This is a genomic window from Streptomyces sp. NPDC041814 (assembly GCF_055590565.1).
The window spans coordinates 836642-853967 of the sequence record NZ_JBVJAM010000001.1 but is presented as its reverse complement, the minus strand read 5'-3'; the positions used below and the strand labels follow the sequence as shown (position 1 = coordinate 853967).

Here is a 17326-nt window from a genome sequence, read left to right as displayed (position 1 = left end):
ATACGTGACGAATCTGATGCCCTACGCCGCCGGAGAGCCGTCCCTCGGTGGTGGCCTCGGTGACCAGGTCTACAGCCGGCTGCTCGGCGAGCGCATCATCTTCCTCGGCCAGCAGGTGGACGATGAGATCGCCAACAAGATCACCGCGCAGCTCCTCCTCCTCGCGGCCGAGCCCGAGAAGGACATCTACCTCTACATCAACAGCCCCGGCGGCTCGGTGACGGCCGGCATGGCGGTCTACGACACCATGCAGTACATCCCGAACGACGTCGTCACCATCGGTATGGGCATGGCGGCCTCGATGGGCCAGTTCCTGCTCACCGGCGGCACCGCGGGCAAGCGCTTCGCGCTCCCGAACACCGACATCCTCATGCACCAGGGATCGGCCGGTATCGGCGGTACGGCCTCGGACATCAAGATCCAGGCCCAGTACCTGCTGCGTACCAAGCAGCGCATGGCGGAGATCACCGCCCGCCACTCCGGCCAGACCGTGGAGACGATCATCCGCGACGGCGACCGCGACCGCTGGTACACCGCGGAGGAGGCCAAGGATTACGGCCTCATTGACGAGATCATCTCGATCGCGTCGGGCGTTCCGGGCGGCGGCGGCACCGGCGCCTGATCCGGACCCCGGACAGCGCCCCTACCGCCCCGCGCATCTCTCGTACGCCGAGACACCCAGCCACAGAACGCCACCAGGATGGTGAACACCCACATGAACAACTTCCCCGGCGCCTCCGCGAGCGGCCTCTACACGGGCCCGCAGGTGGACAACCGCTACATCGTCCCGCGCTTCGTGGAGCGCACCTCGCAGGGCGTGCGCGAGTACGACCCGTACGCGAAGCTCTTCGAGGAGCGCGTGATCTTCCTCGGCGTGCAGATCGATGACGCGTCCGCCAACGACGTCATGGCGCAGCTGCTGTGCCTGGAGTCGATGGACCCGGACCGGGACATCTCCATCTACATCAACAGCCCCGGCGGCTCGTTCACCGCGCTCACCGCGATCTACGACACGATGCAGTTCGTGAAGCCGGACATCCAGACGGTCTGCATGGGCCAGGCGGCCTCCGCCGCCGCGGTCCTGCTCGCCGCCGGCACCCCCGGCAAGCGCATGGCCCTGCCGAACGCCCGGGTGCTGATCCACCAGCCGTCCTCGCAGACCGGCCGCGAGCAGCTCTCCGACCTGGAGATCGCGGCCAACGAGATCCTGCGCATGCGGACCCAGCTGGAGGAGCTGCTGGCGAAGCACTCCACCACGCCGATCGAGAAGATCCGCGACGACATCGAGCGGGACAAGATCCTCACCGCCGAGGACTCGCTGGCCTACGGCCTTGTCGACCAGATCGTGTCGACCCGCAAGAGCGCGGCCGGCGCGCTCGCCTGACATGCGCCCTCGCCCCTTGGCACGGTAAGGGCACCCGGCTCCGGCCGTGTGAACCGTGCCAAGGGGGGCCCGCATGGGGGGCCGGGCAAGGTACCGTCGGATAGAGGCACAGGAGCCGCTGAACCAGGCGTCTCCCAGGCGAAGGGGAAGCACCTCGTGGCACGCATCGGTGATGGCGGCGACCTGCTCAAGTGCTCGTTCTGCGGAAAGAGCCAGAAGCAGGTGAAGAAGCTCATCGCGGGTCCCGGTGTGTACATCTGCGACGAGTGCATCGATCTCTGCAACGAGATCATCGAGGAGGAGCTCGCCGAGACGAGCGAGGTCCGCTGGGAAGAGCTTCCCAAGCCCCGCGAGATCTACGAGTTCCTTGAGGGGTACGTCGTCGGGCAGGAGCCCGCGAAGAAGGCCCTCTCGGTCGCTGTGTACAACCACTACAAGCGGGTCCAGGCCGGCGAGAACGGCGGCGGGGCGGGCCGCGACGACGCGATCGAGCTCGCCAAGTCCAACATCCTGCTGCTGGGCCCCACGGGCTCCGGCAAGACGCTGCTCGCGCAGACGCTGGCCCGCATGCTCAACGTCCCGTTCGCCATCGCGGACGCGACGGCGCTGACGGAGGCCGGCTATGTCGGCGAGGACGTCGAGAACATCCTGCTGAAGCTGATCCAGGCCGCCGACTACGACGTCAAGAAGGCCGAGACCGGGATCATCTACATCGACGAGATCGACAAGGTCGCCCGCAAGAGCGAGAACCCGTCGATCACCCGTGACGTCTCCGGCGAGGGCGTCCAGCAGGCCCTGCTGAAGATCCTGGAGGGCACCACCGCCTCCGTGCCGCCCCAGGGCGGCCGCAAGCACCCGCACCAGGAGTTCATCCAGATCGACACGACGAACGTGCTGTTCATCGTGGGCGGCGCCTTCTCCGGCCTGGAGAAGATCATCGAGTCCCGGGCCGGCGCCAAGGGCATCGGCTTCGGCGCCACGATCCGCTCCAAGCGGGAGATCCAGGCCAGCGACCAGTTCCAGGAGGTCATGCCGGAGGACCTGGTGAAGTTCGGGATGATCCCCGAGTTCATCGGCCGCCTCCCCGTCCTGACCTCGGTCCACAATCTGGACCGCGAGGCCCTGCTCCAGATCCTCATCGAGCCGCGCAACGCCCTGGTCAAGCAGTACCAGCGCCTCTTCGAACTCGACGGCGTGGAGCTGGACTTCGAACGCGAGGCGCTGGAGGCCATCGCCGACCAGGCGATCCTGCGCCAGACCGGCGCCCGCGGCCTGCGCGCGATCATGGAGGAGGTCCTCCAGTCGGTGATGTACGAGGTCCCGTCCCGCAAGGACGTGGCCCGCGTGGTCATCACCGCCGACGTGGTCCGCAACAACGTCAATCCGACGCTGGTCCCGCGCGAGCCGCGCACGATCGGCAAGGGCGACGAGGGCCGCCACGAGAAGTCCGCGTAACGCGGTGCCGTAGACGTACGCACGCGAAGGGGCGCCCCGCCGGGAGAACCGGCGGGGCGCCCCTTCGCGCTGCCGCGGGTCAGATCTTGGTGCGGGAGCTGTTGTAGAGCTTGGCGGCGAGGTCGGCGACGTCCTCGGTCGGCATGCTCTTGTTGGTCATGGCCGCGCCCAGGTCCACGGCGAAGACGATGCCGACGGTGCTGTAGTCCGTCCAGATGCAGACGGGGGTGTTGAACTCCTTCGGGCCCTGCTGCACCGAGCCGTCGGACTTCTTGTTGACCGACTTGATGACCTGGCACTTCATCAGGGCGCCGTCGAAGCCCTTGGGGGAGTAGCTCTCGGGAGAGCCGACGAGGGAGGTCTCGCTGTCGTCCTCGCCCTGGTCCTTGCTCATCTCCTCCTTGGCACTCGCGAAGGCCGCGTCCAGCGTCTTCTCCGGGTCGTCGACCTGGCCCCAGACACCCTTGAGCATGAGCATCTTCGTGGTCAGCGGGTTCTTCTCGATGTCCCCGCTGCCGTAGACGGCACTGGCCTCGACGGGCGACTTGACGCCCATCGCCTCGGTCTCCGTCTTGTCCTTGCCGGTCAGCGGCCCGGTCTTGTTGTCCGAGTCGCTCTTGTCCTGCTTGTACTCGCCCACCGACTCCGGGGGCGTCAGCTTGTAGCCCTTGGTGGAGGACGCGACGGAGCTGCTGCCGCCGCCCGAGGTGAAGTAGTAGACCCCGCCCGCGACGACCGCCAGCGCCACGACCGCCGCCGCCACGATCAGGCCCGTCTTCTTCTTCTGCGGAGCGGGCGGCGGGAAGCCCGGCTGCTGCCCGTAGGCCGGCTGGCCGCCGTACGGCGGGGTGGGCGGCTGCTGCCCGTACGGGCCCGGCTGCTGCGCCTGCGGGTAGCCGTAACCCGGCTGGGGCTGCTGCTGGGGCGGGACGCCCTGGGGGGCCTGCTGCGGGTAGCCGTAGCCGGGCTGGCCCTGCGGCGGCTGACCGCCGTACGGGCCCGGCTGCTGGCCGTACGGTCCGGGCTGGCCCTGCGGCGGCTGGCCACCGTACGGACCCGGCTGGTTGTAGCTCATCTGCGGTGTCCCCTGTTCGTGATACTTACGCGTTGCGAACATCCTGACGGAAGGCTCGCGCGCGCGGACCACCGGGAGGCACACCGTTACGGAACAAACCGGTTTCAGTGCACTCCTGTGACGGCTCTAAACTGTCCGCGTGACCGAGAACCCTGCGCAGCAGCCAGCCAGCAACCCCGAACTGCCGACCCAGTACACGCCGGCCGAGGTAGAGGGGAAGCTGTACGAGCGCTGGGTAGAACGCGGGTACTTCGAGGCGGACGCCAAGAGCGACAAGCCGCCGTTCACGATCGTCATCCCGCCGCCGAACGTCACGGGCTCCCTGCACCTGGGCCACGCCTTCGAGCACACGCTGATCGACGCCCTCGTCCGCCGCAAGCGCATGCAGGGCTTCGAGGCGCTGTACCAGCCGGGCATGGACCACGCCGGCATCGCCACCCAGAACGTCGTCGAGCGCGAACTCGGCAAGGAGGGCAAGTCCCGCCACGACCTGGGCCGCGAGGCGTTCGTCGAGCGCGTCTGGCAGTGGAAGAACGAGTCCGGCGGCCAGATCTCCGGTCAGATGCGCCGCCTCGGCGAGGGCGTCGACTGGACCCGCGAGCGGTTCACGATGGACGAGGGCCTGTCCAAGGCCGTCCAGACCATCTTCAAGCGGATGTACGACGACGAGCTCATCTACCGCCGTGAGCGCATCGTCAACTGGTGCCCCCGGTGCCTCACCGCGATCTCGGACATCGAGGTCGAGTACCAGGAGGACGACGGCGAGCTCGTCTCCATGACGTACGGCGAGGGCGAGGAGACCATCGTCGTCGCCACCACCCGCGCCGAGACGATGCTCGGTGACACCGCCGTCGCCGTCCACCCCGACGACGAGCGGTACAAGCACCTGGTCGGCAAGCAGATCAAGCTGCCGCTGACCGACCGCACCATCCCGGTCGTCGCCGACCACCACGTCGACCCGTCGTTCGGCACCGGTGCCGTCAAGGTCACCCCGGCCCACGACCCGAACGACTTCGAGATCGGGCAGCGCCACGACCTGCCCTTCCTCACCGTCCTGGACGAGCGCGCGGTCATCACCGTCCCCGGTCCGTTCGAGGGCCTGGACCGGATGGAGGCCCGCTCCGCGATCGTCGCCGCCCTGCGCGCCGAGGGCCGGATCGTCGCCGAGAAGCGGCCGTACGTTCACTCCGTCGGCCACTGCTCGCGCTGCAAGACCACCGTCGAGCCCCGGCTGTCCATGCAGTGGTGGGTCAAGGTCGCCCCGCTCGCCAAGGCGGCCGGTGACGCCGTCCGCGACGGCAAGGTCCAGATCCACCCCCAGGAGATGGAGAAGCGCTACTTCGACTGGGTCGACAACCTCCACGACTGGTGCATCTCGCGCCAGCTCTGGTGGGGCCACCGCATCCCCGTCTGGCACGGCCCCGACGGCGAGATGGTCTGCGTCGGACCGGACGACGAGCCGCCCACCGGGGAGGGCTGGACCCAGGACAGCGACGTCCTGGACACCTGGTTCTCCTCCGGCCTGTGGCCGTTCTCCACGCTCGGCTGGCCCGAACAGACCGAGAGCCTCGCGAAGTTCTACCCGAACTCCGTCCTGGTCACCGGCTACGACATCCTCTTCTTCTGGGTCGCCCGGATGATGATGTTCGGCCTGTACATCAACAAGGACGTCCCGCCGTTCGAGAAGATCGTGCTGCACGGCATGGTCCGCGACGAGCACGGCAAGAAGATGTCGAAGTCCTTCGGCAACGTGGTCAACCCGCTGGACTGGATGGACAAGTACGGCTCCGACGCGCTGCGCTTCACGCTCGCCCGCGGCGCCAACCCGGGCACCGACGTCCCGATCGGCGAGGACTGGGTCCAGGGCTCCGCCAAGTTCTCCAACAAGATCTGGAACGCGACCCGGTTCGCCCTGATGAACGGGGCGACGATCGAGGGCGAGCTGCCGTCCGCCGACGAGATGTCGGTGACCGACCGCTGGATCCTCTCCCGCCTGAACAAGACGGTCGCCGAAGTCGACGCGTACTACGACGACTTCCAGTTCTCCAAGCTAAGCGAGTCGCTGCGGCACTTCGCCTGGGACGAGGTCTTCGACTGGTACGTCGAGCTGTCCAAGACCACGTTCTTCGGCGGCGGCCGCCCGGCCGAGGTCTCCGGCCGGGTCCTGGGCGAGGTCCTCGACGTGATGCTGCGCCTGCTGCACCCCGTCGTCCCCTTCGTCACCGAGACCCTGTGGACCGCGCTCACCGGCCGCGAGTCCGTCGTCATCGCCGACTGGCCGAAGGACTCGGGCTTCCGCGACGACGCCGCCGAGCGGGAGATCGAGCTCGTCCAGCAGGTCGTCACCGAGGTCCGCCGCTTCCGCTCCGACCAGGGCCTCCAGCCCGGCCAGAAGGTCCCGGCCGAGCTCACCCTGACCGGCACGCCGCTCGCCCCGCACGAGACGGCCATGCGGCAGCTGCTGAGGCTCCAGCCGGCCGGGGACGGCTTCCACGCCACCGCCTCGCTCCCCGTCGCCGGGGCGACCGTCGCCCTGGACCTGTCGGGCACGATCGACGTGGACGCCGAGCGCAAGCGGCTGACGAAGGACCTGGAAGCCGCCCGCAAGGAGAAGGCCCAGGCCGAGGGCAAGCTCGGCAACGAGGCGTTCCTCGCCAAGGCCCCGGACAACGTGGTCGACAAGATCCGCGGCCGGCTCGCCAAGGCCCAGGCCGACATCGAGCGCATCGGCGGCCAGCTGGCCGCCCTGCCGCAGAGCTGAAGCCGACGCCCCGGAGCCCCCGCCCCCTCACCCGAGGGGCGCGGGGGCTCCGGCGTGTCCGGCCCCCGGGCGGCTGCGCGCGATGTCCGCGGCCATCCGTAGACTGGGGCCCGTGAGTGAGCCCCGCCCCGACCGGCCCGACGCGTCCGACCCCGACGACACCTTCGCGGAGATCGTGGACGAAGCGACCCAGCGCGACCCCGACCTGGCGGTGATCGAGGCAGGGAGCCGCACGCTGCGCGCCGCCTCCGGGCCGCCCCGCGCCGAGGAGCTTCCCGCCCGCCCCGCCGACCCGGAGGTCGACAAGGCGCTGCGCGCGGTGGAGCAGGAGCTCGCCGGCCGCTGGGGCGAGACCAAGCTGGAGCCGTCCGTCACGCGCATCGCCGCCCTGATGGACGTGCTCGGCGAGCCGCAGCGCGCGTACCCCTCGATCCACATCACCGGCACCAACGGCAAGACGAGCACCGCCCGCATGATCGAGGCCCTGCTCGGCGCCTTCGACCTGCGCACCGGCCGCTACACCTCGCCGCACGTCCAGTCGATCACCGAGCGGATCAGCCTGGACGGCGCCCCGGTGGACCCGGAGCGGTTCATCTCCACGTACGAGGACATCAAGCCGTACGTCGAGATGACCGACGCCCAGCAGCCCTACCGGCTGTCCTTCTTCGAGGTGCTGACCGGCATGGCGTACGCGGCCTTCGCCGACGCGCCGGTCGACGTCGCGGTGGTCGAGGTCGGCATGGGCGGCACCTGGGACGCGACCAACGTGATCGACGCCTCGGTCGCCGTCGTCACCCCCATCTCGCTGGACCACACCGACCGCCTGGGCTCCACGCCGGGCGAGATCGCGACCGAGAAGTCCGGGATCATCAAGCAGGGCGCCACGGTCATCCTGGCCCAGCAGCCCGTCGACGCCGCCCAGGTCATGCTGAAGAAGGCCGTCGAGGTCGACGCCACCGTGGCCCGCGAGGGCATGGAGTTCGGCGTGGTCTCCCGGGAGATCGCGGTCGGCGGCCAGCTGCTGACCCTGCGCGGCCTCGGCGGCGAGTACGACAACGTCTTCCTCCCGCTGTACGGCGCCCACCAGGCGCACAACGCGGTGGTGGCGCTCTGCGCGGTCGAGGCGTTCTTCGGCGTCGGCGCCGAGCAGCCCGGCGCGCTGGACGCCGACATCGTGCGCGCGGCGTTCGCCTCGGTGATCTCGCCCGGCCGCCTCGAAGTCGTCCGCTCCAGCCCGACCGTCGTCCTGGACGCCGCGCACAACCCGGCGGGCGCCCGCGCCACCGCAGAGGGCCTGTCCGAGGCGTTCGGTTTCTCCCGGCTGATCGGGGTGGTCGGCGCCAGCGGCGACAAGGACGTGCGGGGGCTCCTGGAGGCCTTCGAGCCGATCTTCGCCGAGGTCGTCGTCACCCAGAACTCCACCGAGCGCGCCATGGACGCCGACGCCCTCGCGGCCGTCGCCGTCGAGGTCTTCGGCCACGACCGGGTGCAGGTCGAACCCCGGCTGGACGACGCGCTGGAGGCGGCGATCACCCTCGCCGAGGAAGAGGACGAGTACGCGGGCGCCGGCGTCCTGGTGACCGGCTCCGTGATCACGGTCGGCGAGGCCCGGCTGCTCCTGGGAAGGCGCTGACCATGCGCATGCTCTGTGCGTCCACCCTGATCGGTGAGTTCTTCGTGATCGGGTTCGCCGGACTCGTCGCGATGAAGTCGGACGACCTGGCGAACGCCACGGTCTGGACGGTGTGCGGCATCGGGATGCTCCTCTCCGTGCTGCTCTGCGGCATGCTCACCCGGCCGGGGGGCGTCCAGCTCGGCTGGGCCCTCCAGGTGGCGCTGGTGGCGAGCGGCTTCGTGATCCCGGTGATGTTCATCCTGGGCGTCGCCTTCGGCGCGCTGTGGTGGGCCTCGGTGCACTACGGCCGCCGGATCGACGAGGTGAAGGCCCGCTGGGCGGCCCAGGCGGAGGCGGAGTCACCCGCCGCCGGCTGAGCCGCGCCCACCACGGCAAACCCGGCGGCGGGCCCTCTGCCTGGCCCCTGTAATGTCGCCTCACCGCACCCGTATGCCTGCAAGGAGCCGCACATGACCCAGCGCACCCTCGTTCTTCTCAAGCCCGACGCCGTCCGTCGCGGTCTGGTCGGCGAGATCGTCGGCCGCATCGAGCGCAAGGCCGGCTGGAAGATCACGGCGCTGGAGCTGCGTACCCTGGACCGCGCCACGCTGGAGCAGCACTACGCCGAGCACGTGGGCCGCCCGTTCTACGAGCCGCTGGTCGAGTTCATGCAGTCGGGCCCGATCGTCGCCCTGGTGGCCGAGGGCGAGCGGGTCATCGAGGGCGTCCGCGCCCTGGCCGGCCCCACCGACCCGATCGCCGCCGCGCCCGGGTCGATCCGCGGTGATTTCGGCACGATCACCCGGGAGAACCTCATCCACGCCTCGGACTCCGAGGAGTCCGCGGAGCGGGAAATGAAGCTGTTCTTCCCCGGACTTTCCTGAACCGGGATCAGCCGAACAGCGCTCGCGACCTGGGGCGACCGAATTAATTCGGTCGCCCTTCGGCATAGGGTGTCCGATCGCGGGAACGCATCGTCCCGACGTAACGTCACCATGAGTGGAACGGCCACCCGTTCTGCCCAGCAGGGCGGCGTACCCTCGCGCTGTGCCGGTACATCCGGCACTACGATGGAACCTTCCACGCCCGCAGCGCCCATCTCGCCTAACCAAAACAAGCCATCACCGCTTTCACTTGGGAAGGCCCGACGCATCCTCATGGGGAACAAGGGGAACTCAATGTCGTTCATCGGCCGTGACATGGCTATCGACCTCGGGACTGCCAACACGCTGGTGTACGTCAGGGGGCGCGGCATCGTTCTCAACGAGCCGTCCGTCGTGGCCATCAACACCAACACCGGCGGAATTCTGGCGGTCGGCGCCGAGGCCAAGAAGATGATCGGCCGTACGCCCGGCAACATCGTGGCCGTACGGCCCCTGAAGGACGGCGTCATCGCCGACTTCGAGATCACGGAGCGGATGCTCCGCTACTTCATCCTGAAGATCCACAAGCGCCGCTACCTGGCCCGCCCGCGGGTCGTCGTCTGCGTGCCCTCCGGCATCACCGGGGTCGAGCGACGCGCCGTGATCGAGGCGTCGACGCAGGCCGGCGCCCGCCAGGTGCACATCATCGAGGAGCCCATGGCCGCGGCCATCGGCTCGGGCCTCCCGGTCCACGAGGCCACCGGGAACATGGTGGTCGACATCGGCGGCGGCACCACCGAGGTCGCGGTGATCTCGCTCGGCGGGATCGTCACCGCCCAGTCCATCCGGGTCGCCGGGGACGAGCTGGACAACGCGATCATCCAGCACATCAAGAAGGAGTACTCGCTCCTCCTGGGTGAGCGCACCGCCGAACAGATCAAGATCACCATCGGCTCGGCGTACGACCTGGAGAAGGACGAGCACACCGAGATCCGCGGCCGCGACCTGGTCTCGGGCCTGCCCAAGACCGTCGTCATCTCGGCCGGTGAGGTCCGCAAGGCCATCGAGGAGCCGGTCAACGCGATCGTGGACGCGGTCAAGACCACGCTCGACAAGTGCCCGCCGGAGCTGTCCGGCGACGTCATGGACCGCGGCATCGTCCTCACCGGCGGCGGCGCGCTGCTGCGCGGCCTGGACGAGCGGCTGCGCAACGAGACGGGCATGCCGATCCACATCGCCGAGGACCCGCTGGACTCGGTGGCGCTCGGCTCCGGCAAGTGCGTCGAGGAGTTCGAGGCGCTCCAGCAGGTCCTGGACGCCCAGCCCCGACGGTAGTCACCCCACGGCCCCCGCGCGGATGCTGCCGCCTCCGCGCGGGGGACCGCCGACATACAGGCACGATCATTCCTACGAGGAAGGCACGGCCGCCGCACTGTGAGGGACACACGAGAGAGCCGGCTGCTCCTGGTGCTGCTGATCGCCATCGCGTTCGCGTTGATCACGGTGGACATCCGCGGCGGTGAGGCGTCACCGGTGGACGGCGCCCGGCAGGCCGCCGCCACGGTCTTCGGACCCGTGGAGAACGGCGTGGCGTCCGCGGTCGACCCGGTGGGCAACGCCATAGGGGCGGTCCGCGCCTCCGGCGCCCGCCACGACAAGATCGCCGCGCTGGAGAAGCAGAACGCCGAGCTGAAGGCGAAGCTCGGCAGCGACGACCGCAACCGCAGCCGGGTCCGCCAGCTGGACGCGATGCTGAAGAAGTCGGCCACCGGCCAGTACGGCATCAAGGCGGCCGAGGTCATCGCCATAGGAGCGGCCCAGGGCTTCTCCTGGACGGTCACCATCGACGCCGGCACCAAGGACGGCGTCAAGCGCGACATGACCGTCATCAACGGCGACGGGCTGGTCGGCCGCGTCACCACCGTCGGCCCGGACACCGCGACGGTGCTCCTCGCCAACGACCCCGACTTCACCGTCGGCACCCGGATGGAGTCGACCGACGAGCTGGGCTTCGCCACCGGCCAGGGCTCCCGCCCGCTGGCGGTGCAGTTCCTGAACGGCAAGGCCCGGGTCAAGAAGGGCGACCGGCTCGTCACGTTCGGCTCCAGCAAGGACAAGCCGTTCGTGCCGGGCGTCCCGGTCGGCCAGGTCGTCCGCGTCGACCCCTCGGGCGGCGACCTCACCCGGACCGTCTACGTCCGCCCGTACGTCTCCTTCACCAAGCTGGACATCGTCGGCATCGTCGTCCAGGCACCGCGCGAGGACCCCCGCGACTCGGTCCTGCCGAAGAAGCCGAAGGCACCCGCGAAGCCGAAGCCCACGCCGACCGTCACCGTCACCATCTCGCCCAACGGCGACATCGTGGACACCGAGGGCAACGTGGTCGGCAACATCCACGAGAGCCCCAGCCCGGACCCCAGCGGGAACGCCACCCCGAACGCCGACAACGCGGTCAACGAACAGAGGTAGAGCTGATCCCCATGCACGTCAACCGGACCCTGCTCTCCATCGTTCTGGTCGTCATCGCCCTCGTCGTCCAGGTCTCCGTGCTCGCCCGGCTCCAGCTCCCCGGCGCCGTGCCCGACCTGCTGCTCATGGTCGTCCTCGGCCTGGCCTTCGTGTACGGGCACGTCGCGGGCGCCCTCATCGGCTTCGGCGCCGGCCTCCTCGCGGACCTGGCGCCCCCGGCCGACCACGCCGCCGGGCGCTACGCCCTGGTCCTCTGCGTCATCGGCTACCTCGCGGGTCTGGCCCGGCCGGAGAACGGGCAGCTGAAGTCCGCGTTCCTGCCGATGGCCGTGGTCGTCGCGGCGGCGATCGGTTCGACCCTGCTGTACGCGGGCGTCGGCGCCCTCGTCGGCGACACGGCGGCCCGGCACGTGGGCCTCGGCAGCCTGCTGTTCACCGCCGCGGTGTACGACCTCCTCCTGGCGCCGTTCACCGTGCCGCTCATCATGGCGCTCGCCAGACGCACCGTGAACGACCCCGTCACCGAGTCCTCCTCGGGGCGCGGCGATGTGGCGGCCGGCTGGCTGGCGGCCGGGACCGGGCTGCGGATCGGCAGCCAGCGCGGCGGACTGCGCGTGAAGGCGGCCCGCAACCGGGCGGCACGCGCCGGACGGATCAAGGGAGTCAAGCGACTGTGAGGCAGTATTCCGCCGGGCCCCGCCCCCGGGTCACCACCGGGGGCGCCCCGTGAGCAACATCCCCGAGACGGGCCGCACCCAGCGCGTCCAGATCCGGCTGATCGTCATCCAGGTCCTCGTCTTCTCCCTGCTCCTCACCCTCGGCGGCCGCCTCTGGTACCTCCAGATCCGCAACGGCCAGGAGTACTCGGACGAGGCGAAGAACAACCACGTCCAGCAGGTCGTCCAGCCCGCCGCCCGGGGCTCCATCCTCGACGCGCGCGGCGTCCCGCTCGCCGACAACGAGACCCGCCTCGTGGTCTCCGCCAGCCGCACCGAGCTGCTGAAGACGGACGACGACGGCAAGGCCGTGCTCACCCGGCTCGCCGGCGTACTCGACATGAAGCCGAAGGACGTCTTCGACAAGGTCCGGCTCTGCGACGCCAAGACCCCGCAGCCCTGCTGGAACGGCTCGCCCTACCAGCCGATCCCGGTCACCGACGAGGCGACCACCCAGCAGGCCCTGACGATCCGCGAACGCGCCGAGGACTTCCCCGGCATCACCGCCGAGCCCACCGCGGTCCGCCGCTACGCGGCGCCCGGCAAGGCCAACACCGCCCAGGTCCTCGGCTACCTCTCGCCCGTCACCGACGAGGAGATCACCAAGGCCCAGGACAGCGACTCGCCCTACCTGCGCTCCGACATGGTCGGCCGCTCCGGCCTGGAGCGCACGTACGACAAGGAGCTGCGCGGCAAGGCGGGCGTCACCCGCTACGAGGTCGACAACCTGGGCCGGGTCATCGGCCAGGCCAAGAACGACAAGGCGGAGGCCGGCGCCAGCGTCGTCACCTCGATCGACGCCCGCGTCCAGGCCGTCGCCGAGTACGAGCTCAACGACGCCATGAAGAAGGCCCGCCTGGAGTTCGACCACAACACCGGCGAGAACTACAAGGCGGACTCCGGAGCGGTCGTCGTCATGGAGGCCAAGACCGGCCGCGTCGTCGCCATGGCGTCCCTGCCCAACTACGACCCGAACGCCTGGGTCGGCGGCATCTCCGCCAAGGACTACGCCAAGCTCACCGGCAAGAAGTCCAACTTCCCGCTGCTGAACCGGGCCATCCAGGGGCAGGCCGCCCCCGGCTCGATCTTCAAGGTCATCTCCTCGACCGCCGCGGTCAACGCCGGGTACCCCTTCGACGGCCACTACCCCTGCCCCAGCTCGTACTCCATCGGCGGGCAGACCTTCACCAACTACGAGTCCCAGGGCTACGGCGACATCACCATCGGCCGCGCCCTGGAGGTCTCCTGCGACACCGTGTACTACGGCATCGCGCACAAGGAGTGGGCGAAGGACGGCGGGAACAACCCGAAGAAGCACCCCAAGGACTGGTTCTACAAGACGGCCCACCAGTTCGGCCTGGGCAAGGAGACCGGCATCGACCTCCCCAACGAGGTCAGCGGCCGCGTCCCGGACCGCGAGTGGAAGAAGAACTTCGCCAAGGCCAATCACGACGCCTGGTGCAAGCAGGGCAAGAAGAACGGCACGTACGTCGAGAAGATCGCCTACGAGAACTGCCTCGAAGGCGACAAGATGCGCGCCGGTGACTCCGTCAACTACTCGATCGGCCAGGGCGACACCCTCGTCACCCCGATCCAGATGGCCACCATCTACGCGGCCATCTCCAACGGCGGCACGCTCTACGACCCCACCGTCGGCAAGGCGATCGTCAGCGGCGACGGCAAGAACGTCCAGACGATCGAGCCCAAGTCGCACGGCAAGCTGCCCTTCACCAAGAAGACGCGCAACGAGATAGACGAAGCCCTCGCGGGTGTCGCGACCCGCGGTTCGGCCGCCTGGCGATTCGGCGGCTGGCCGCAGGACAAGATCCCGATGCACGCCAAGACGGGTACCGCCGAGGTCTACGGCAAGCAGACGACCTCCTGGTTCGCCACGTACACCAAGGACTACTCGATCGTCATGACGATCTCCCAGGGCGGTACGGGTTCCGGCGCGTCCGGGCCCGCCGTCCGCAACATCTACAACGCGCTCTACGGTCTCGACGCCACCGGCAAGCAGGACCTCAAGAAGGCCCTCCTGCCGACGCCCCAGAAGGGGCTGCCGAAGATCCAGACGGACGGCACCATCGACGCCCCGACGATCAAGCCGTACAACCCGGCCTCGGAGAAGCCCGCGGCCGAGCAGACGCTCGCCGCGGTGCTGGGGAGGCGCGACTGATGGCCGGATTCTCCGTCCCGCGCTACGGCCCCGAGCGGTCCGCCTGGAGCCGGCTCACGGCACGCGACTCCGTCGTGCGCCGGCTCGACTGGCCGCTGCTCGGCTCGGCGGTCGCGCTCTCCTTCATCGGCTCGCTGCTGGTCTGGTCGGCGACCCGGGGACGCGACTCGCTGACCCACGGCGACCCGTACTACTTCCTGTTCCGGCACGCGCTCAACACCGGCATCGGTATCGCGCTGATGATCGGCACGATCTGGCTCGGCCACCGCACGCTGCGCGGCGCGGTGCCCGTCCTGTACGGCCTGTCCGTGCTCCTCGTGCTGGCGGTCCTCACCCCACTGGGCGCCACCGTCAACGGCGCCCACGCCTGGATCCTGCTGCCCGGCGGCTTCTCCATCCAGCCGTCCGAGTTCACCAAGATCACCATCATCCTGGGCATGGCGATGATCCTCGCCGCCCGTGTGGACGCGGGCGACCAGATCCACCCCGACCACCGGAGCGTCGCCAAGGCCCTCGGCCTCGCGGCGCTCCCCATGGTGATCGTCATGGGGATGCCGGACCTCGGCTCCGTGATGGTCATGGTCGTCATCGTGCTCGGGGTGCTGCTGGCCTCCGGCGCGTCCAACCGCTGGGTCTTCGGACTCCTCGGCGCGGGCGTGGCCGGGGCGGTCGCCATCTGGCAGCTCGGGCTGCTGGACGACTACCAGATCGCCCGCTTCGCCGCCTTCGCCAACCCGGCGCTCGACCCGGCCGGCGTCGGCTACAACACCAACCAGGCCCGCATCGCGATCGGCTCCGGCGGCCTGCACGGCACCGGCCTCTTCCAGGGCACCCAGACCACCGGGCAGTTCGTCCCCGAGCAGCAGACCGACTTCGTCTTCACGGTCGCGGGCGAGGAGCTGGGCTTCCTCGGCGCCGGGCTCATCCTCGTACTGCTCGGCGTCGTCCTGTGGCGCGCCTGCCGCATCGCCCGCGAGACCACCGAGCTGTACGGCACGGTCGTCGCAGCCGGGATCATCGCCTGGTTCGCCTTCCAGTCCTTCGAGAACATCGGCATGACGCTCGGCATCATGCCGGTCGCCGGACTCCCGCTGCCGTTCGTCTCCTACGGCGGCTCCTCGATGTTCGCCGTCTGGGTGGCCATCGGCCTGCTCCAGTCGATCCGGGTGCAACGGCCGATAACGGCCTGAGCGGTTTCCCCGTGGCGCGTTAGGTTCGTTGCATGGCGGATTCCAAGCGCGAGATCGAGCGGAAGTACGAAGCCACCGACGCCACCCGGCTGCCCGACCTGGGCCGGGTGGCCGGTGTCGGGTCCGTCGTGCACGAGGGCGTCATGGAGCTGGACGCCGTCTACCACGACACCGAGGACCTGCGCCTCGCCGCCGGAAACGTCACCCTGCGCCGCCGCACCGGAGGCTCCGACGCCGGCTGGCACCTGAAACTCCCCGTCACCGACGGCATCCGCGACGAGATCCGGGCCCCGCTCTCCGACCACGTCCCGGCCCGCCTCACCGCCCTGATCCGCTCCCGGGTCCTCGGCGCCCCCGTCGTCCCCGTCGTCCGGCTGGTGTCCGTCCGCGACGTCCACGTACTCCTCGGCGACGACGGCGCTCCGCTGGCCGAGCTCAGCGTGGACGAGGTCCGCGCGGAGCGGCTGCACGGCGGCCACCGCACCGCCGCCTGGACCGAGATCGAGGCCGAGCTCGCCGACGACGGCGACCCCGCCTTCCTCGACACCGTCGACCGCGCGCTGGAGGAGGCCGGCATCCGGCCCGCCACCGCCCCCTCCAAGCTGGCCCGCGCCCTGGCGGAGACGGGGTCCGGACCCACGCGCCCCGGGGAGGACGAACCGCGCACCGCCGGGGACCACGTCCTCGGCTACGTACGCCGCCAGGCCGAGGCGATCGTGGCGCTCGACCCGGCCGTGCGGCGGGGGCTGCCCGACTCCGTGCACCGGATGCGCGTCGCCACCCGGCGGCTCCGCAGCACCCTGCGCACGTACCGCCGCGTCCTCGACCGCGAGGCCACCCGCCCTCTCGGCACCGAACTGAAGTGGCTCGCGGGGGAGCTGGGGATCGACCGGGACCAGGAGGTCCTGGACGCCCGGCTGCGCGCCCGGCTCGACGAGCTGCCCCGCCCGCTGGCCTTCGGACCGGTCAGGGCGCGGCTGCGGCTCCGGTCGGCGGCGGGGCGCGGCGGTTCGGGCCGCCGCACGACCGCCGTCCTGGACTCCGCGCGCTACCTGGACCTGCTGCGCGCCCTGGAGGCCCTGCTCGCCGCCCCGCCGCTGCTGCCCGGGGCCGACGCGGCGCCCGCCGACGAGTTGGCCCGCGCGGTCCGCAAGGACCACAAGCGCCTCGCCGGGCGGGTGGCGCACGTCCGGGAGCTGCCGCCGGGGCCGGACCGGGACGCCGCGCTGCACAGCGCCCGCAAGGCCGCGAAGAGGGCACGGTACGCGGCGGAGGCCGCCCGCCCGGCCCTCGGGAAGCCCGCGAAGAAGGCGGCCAAGCGGCTCAAGGCCGTACAGAGCCTCCTCGGTGACCACCAGGACGGCGTCGTCGCCCGCGAGGCCCTGCGCGCCCTCGCCGTACAGGCGCACGCGGCGGGCGAGCCGTCGTTCACCTGGGGACTGGTGTACGGGCGCGAGGAGGCGGCCGCCGCCGCGACCGAGCGCGAGCTGCCAGGGGTGTGGCACCGGGCGCACAGGGCCCGTCTCCGGCGGTCCGCCGGAGACTGAGCGGCGTACTCCGGCGGGCGCGGGCAGTACGGGCACCGAGGTACGCTGGATGGTCACCCCTGCCGGCTCTCGAAA

Annotated in this window: 14 protein-coding genes; 13 read left to right on the top strand and 1 reads right to left on the bottom strand. The window is 70.2% G+C overall.

The features are described 5' to 3' along the window. Positions 1-16 precede the first annotated feature (16 nt). From ACZ6C6_RS03860 to clpX, 3 genes are all read left to right on the top strand, one after another. Complete coding sequence (locus ACZ6C6_RS03860; protein ID WP_469199321.1) at positions 17-622, top strand: ATP-dependent Clp protease proteolytic subunit; 606 nt, start codon at positions 17-19, stop codon at positions 620-622. A 78-nt stretch (positions 623-700) separates the two neighbouring features. Further along, positions 701-1384, top strand: a complete 684-nt coding sequence (locus ACZ6C6_RS03855; RefSeq protein WP_018518168.1) for an ATP-dependent Clp protease proteolytic subunit — start codon at positions 701-703, stop codon at positions 1382-1384. 156 nt (positions 1385-1540) lie between these two features. Then, complete coding sequence (clpX, locus tag ACZ6C6_RS03850) at positions 1541-2839, top strand: ATP-dependent Clp protease ATP-binding subunit ClpX (RefSeq protein WP_018103185.1); 1299 nt, start codon at positions 1541-1543, stop codon at positions 2837-2839. A gap of 79 nt (positions 2840-2918) precedes the next feature. On the opposite strand, the gene ACZ6C6_RS03845 is transcribed toward clpX, so the two are convergent. Continuing rightward, positions 2919-3914: a hypothetical protein gene (locus ACZ6C6_RS03845; protein ID WP_469198738.1), complete on the bottom strand. Its 996-nt coding sequence runs from the start codon at positions 3912-3914 to the stop codon at positions 2919-2921. Positions 3915-4053: 139 nt separating this feature from the next. Between ACZ6C6_RS03845 and ACZ6C6_RS03840 the strand changes: the two genes are divergently transcribed. The 10 genes from ACZ6C6_RS03840 to ACZ6C6_RS03795 all read left to right on the top strand — a co-directional run bounded on the left by ACZ6C6_RS03840 (position 4054) and on the right by ACZ6C6_RS03795 (position 17251). Beyond that, complete coding sequence (locus tag ACZ6C6_RS03840) at positions 4054-6675, top strand: valine--tRNA ligase (RefSeq protein ID WP_469198736.1); 2622 nt, start codon at positions 4054-4056, stop codon at positions 6673-6675. Between the two features lie 112 nt (positions 6676-6787). Continuing rightward, positions 6788-8308, top strand: coding sequence for a bifunctional tetrahydrofolate synthase/dihydrofolate synthase (gene folC / locus ACZ6C6_RS03835; protein ID WP_469198734.1), 1521 nt, complete (start codon positions 6788-6790; stop codon positions 8306-8308). 2 nt (positions 8309-8310) lie between these two features. After that, positions 8311-8667 carry a DUF4233 domain-containing protein gene (locus ACZ6C6_RS03830; protein WP_469198732.1) on the top strand — a complete coding sequence of 119 codons (357 nt, stop codon included), beginning with the start codon at positions 8311-8313 and terminating at the stop codon, positions 8665-8667. 93 nt (positions 8668-8760) lie between these two features. Further along, entirely contained in the window at positions 8761-9174 is a 414-nt protein-coding gene (gene ndk, locus ACZ6C6_RS03825; protein ID WP_018103190.1) for a nucleoside-diphosphate kinase, read from the top strand. A 294-nt stretch (positions 9175-9468) separates the two neighbouring features. Then, positions 9469-10488, top strand: coding sequence for a rod shape-determining protein (locus ACZ6C6_RS03820; RefSeq protein WP_018103191.1), 1020 nt, complete (start codon positions 9469-9471; stop codon positions 10486-10488). A 99-nt stretch (positions 10489-10587) separates the two neighbouring features. After that, on the top strand, positions 10588-11622 hold the full coding sequence (gene mreC / locus ACZ6C6_RS03815) for a rod shape-determining protein MreC (RefSeq protein WP_469198731.1): 1035 nt from the start codon (positions 10588-10590) through the stop codon (positions 11620-11622). Between the two features lie 11 nt (positions 11623-11633). Beyond that, positions 11634-12299: a rod shape-determining protein MreD gene (mreD, locus tag ACZ6C6_RS03810; RefSeq protein ID WP_469198729.1), complete on the top strand. Its 666-nt coding sequence runs from the start codon at positions 11634-11636 to the stop codon at positions 12297-12299. 49 nt (positions 12300-12348) lie between these two features. After that, entirely contained in the window at positions 12349-14514 is a 2166-nt protein-coding gene (gene mrdA, locus ACZ6C6_RS03805) for a penicillin-binding protein 2 (protein ID WP_469198727.1), read from the top strand. Then, entirely contained in the window at positions 14514-15704 is a 1191-nt protein-coding gene (gene rodA, locus ACZ6C6_RS03800) for a rod shape-determining protein RodA (protein WP_469198725.1), read from the top strand. Before mrdA ends, rodA begins: the two co-directional genes overlap by 1 nt. 32 nt (positions 15705-15736) lie before the next feature. Then, a complete protein-coding gene (locus ACZ6C6_RS03795) occupies positions 15737-17251 on the top strand; it encodes a CYTH and CHAD domain-containing protein (protein WP_469198723.1) in 1515 nt (504 codons plus the stop codon). The last annotated feature ends 75 nt before the right edge of the window (positions 17252-17326 follow it).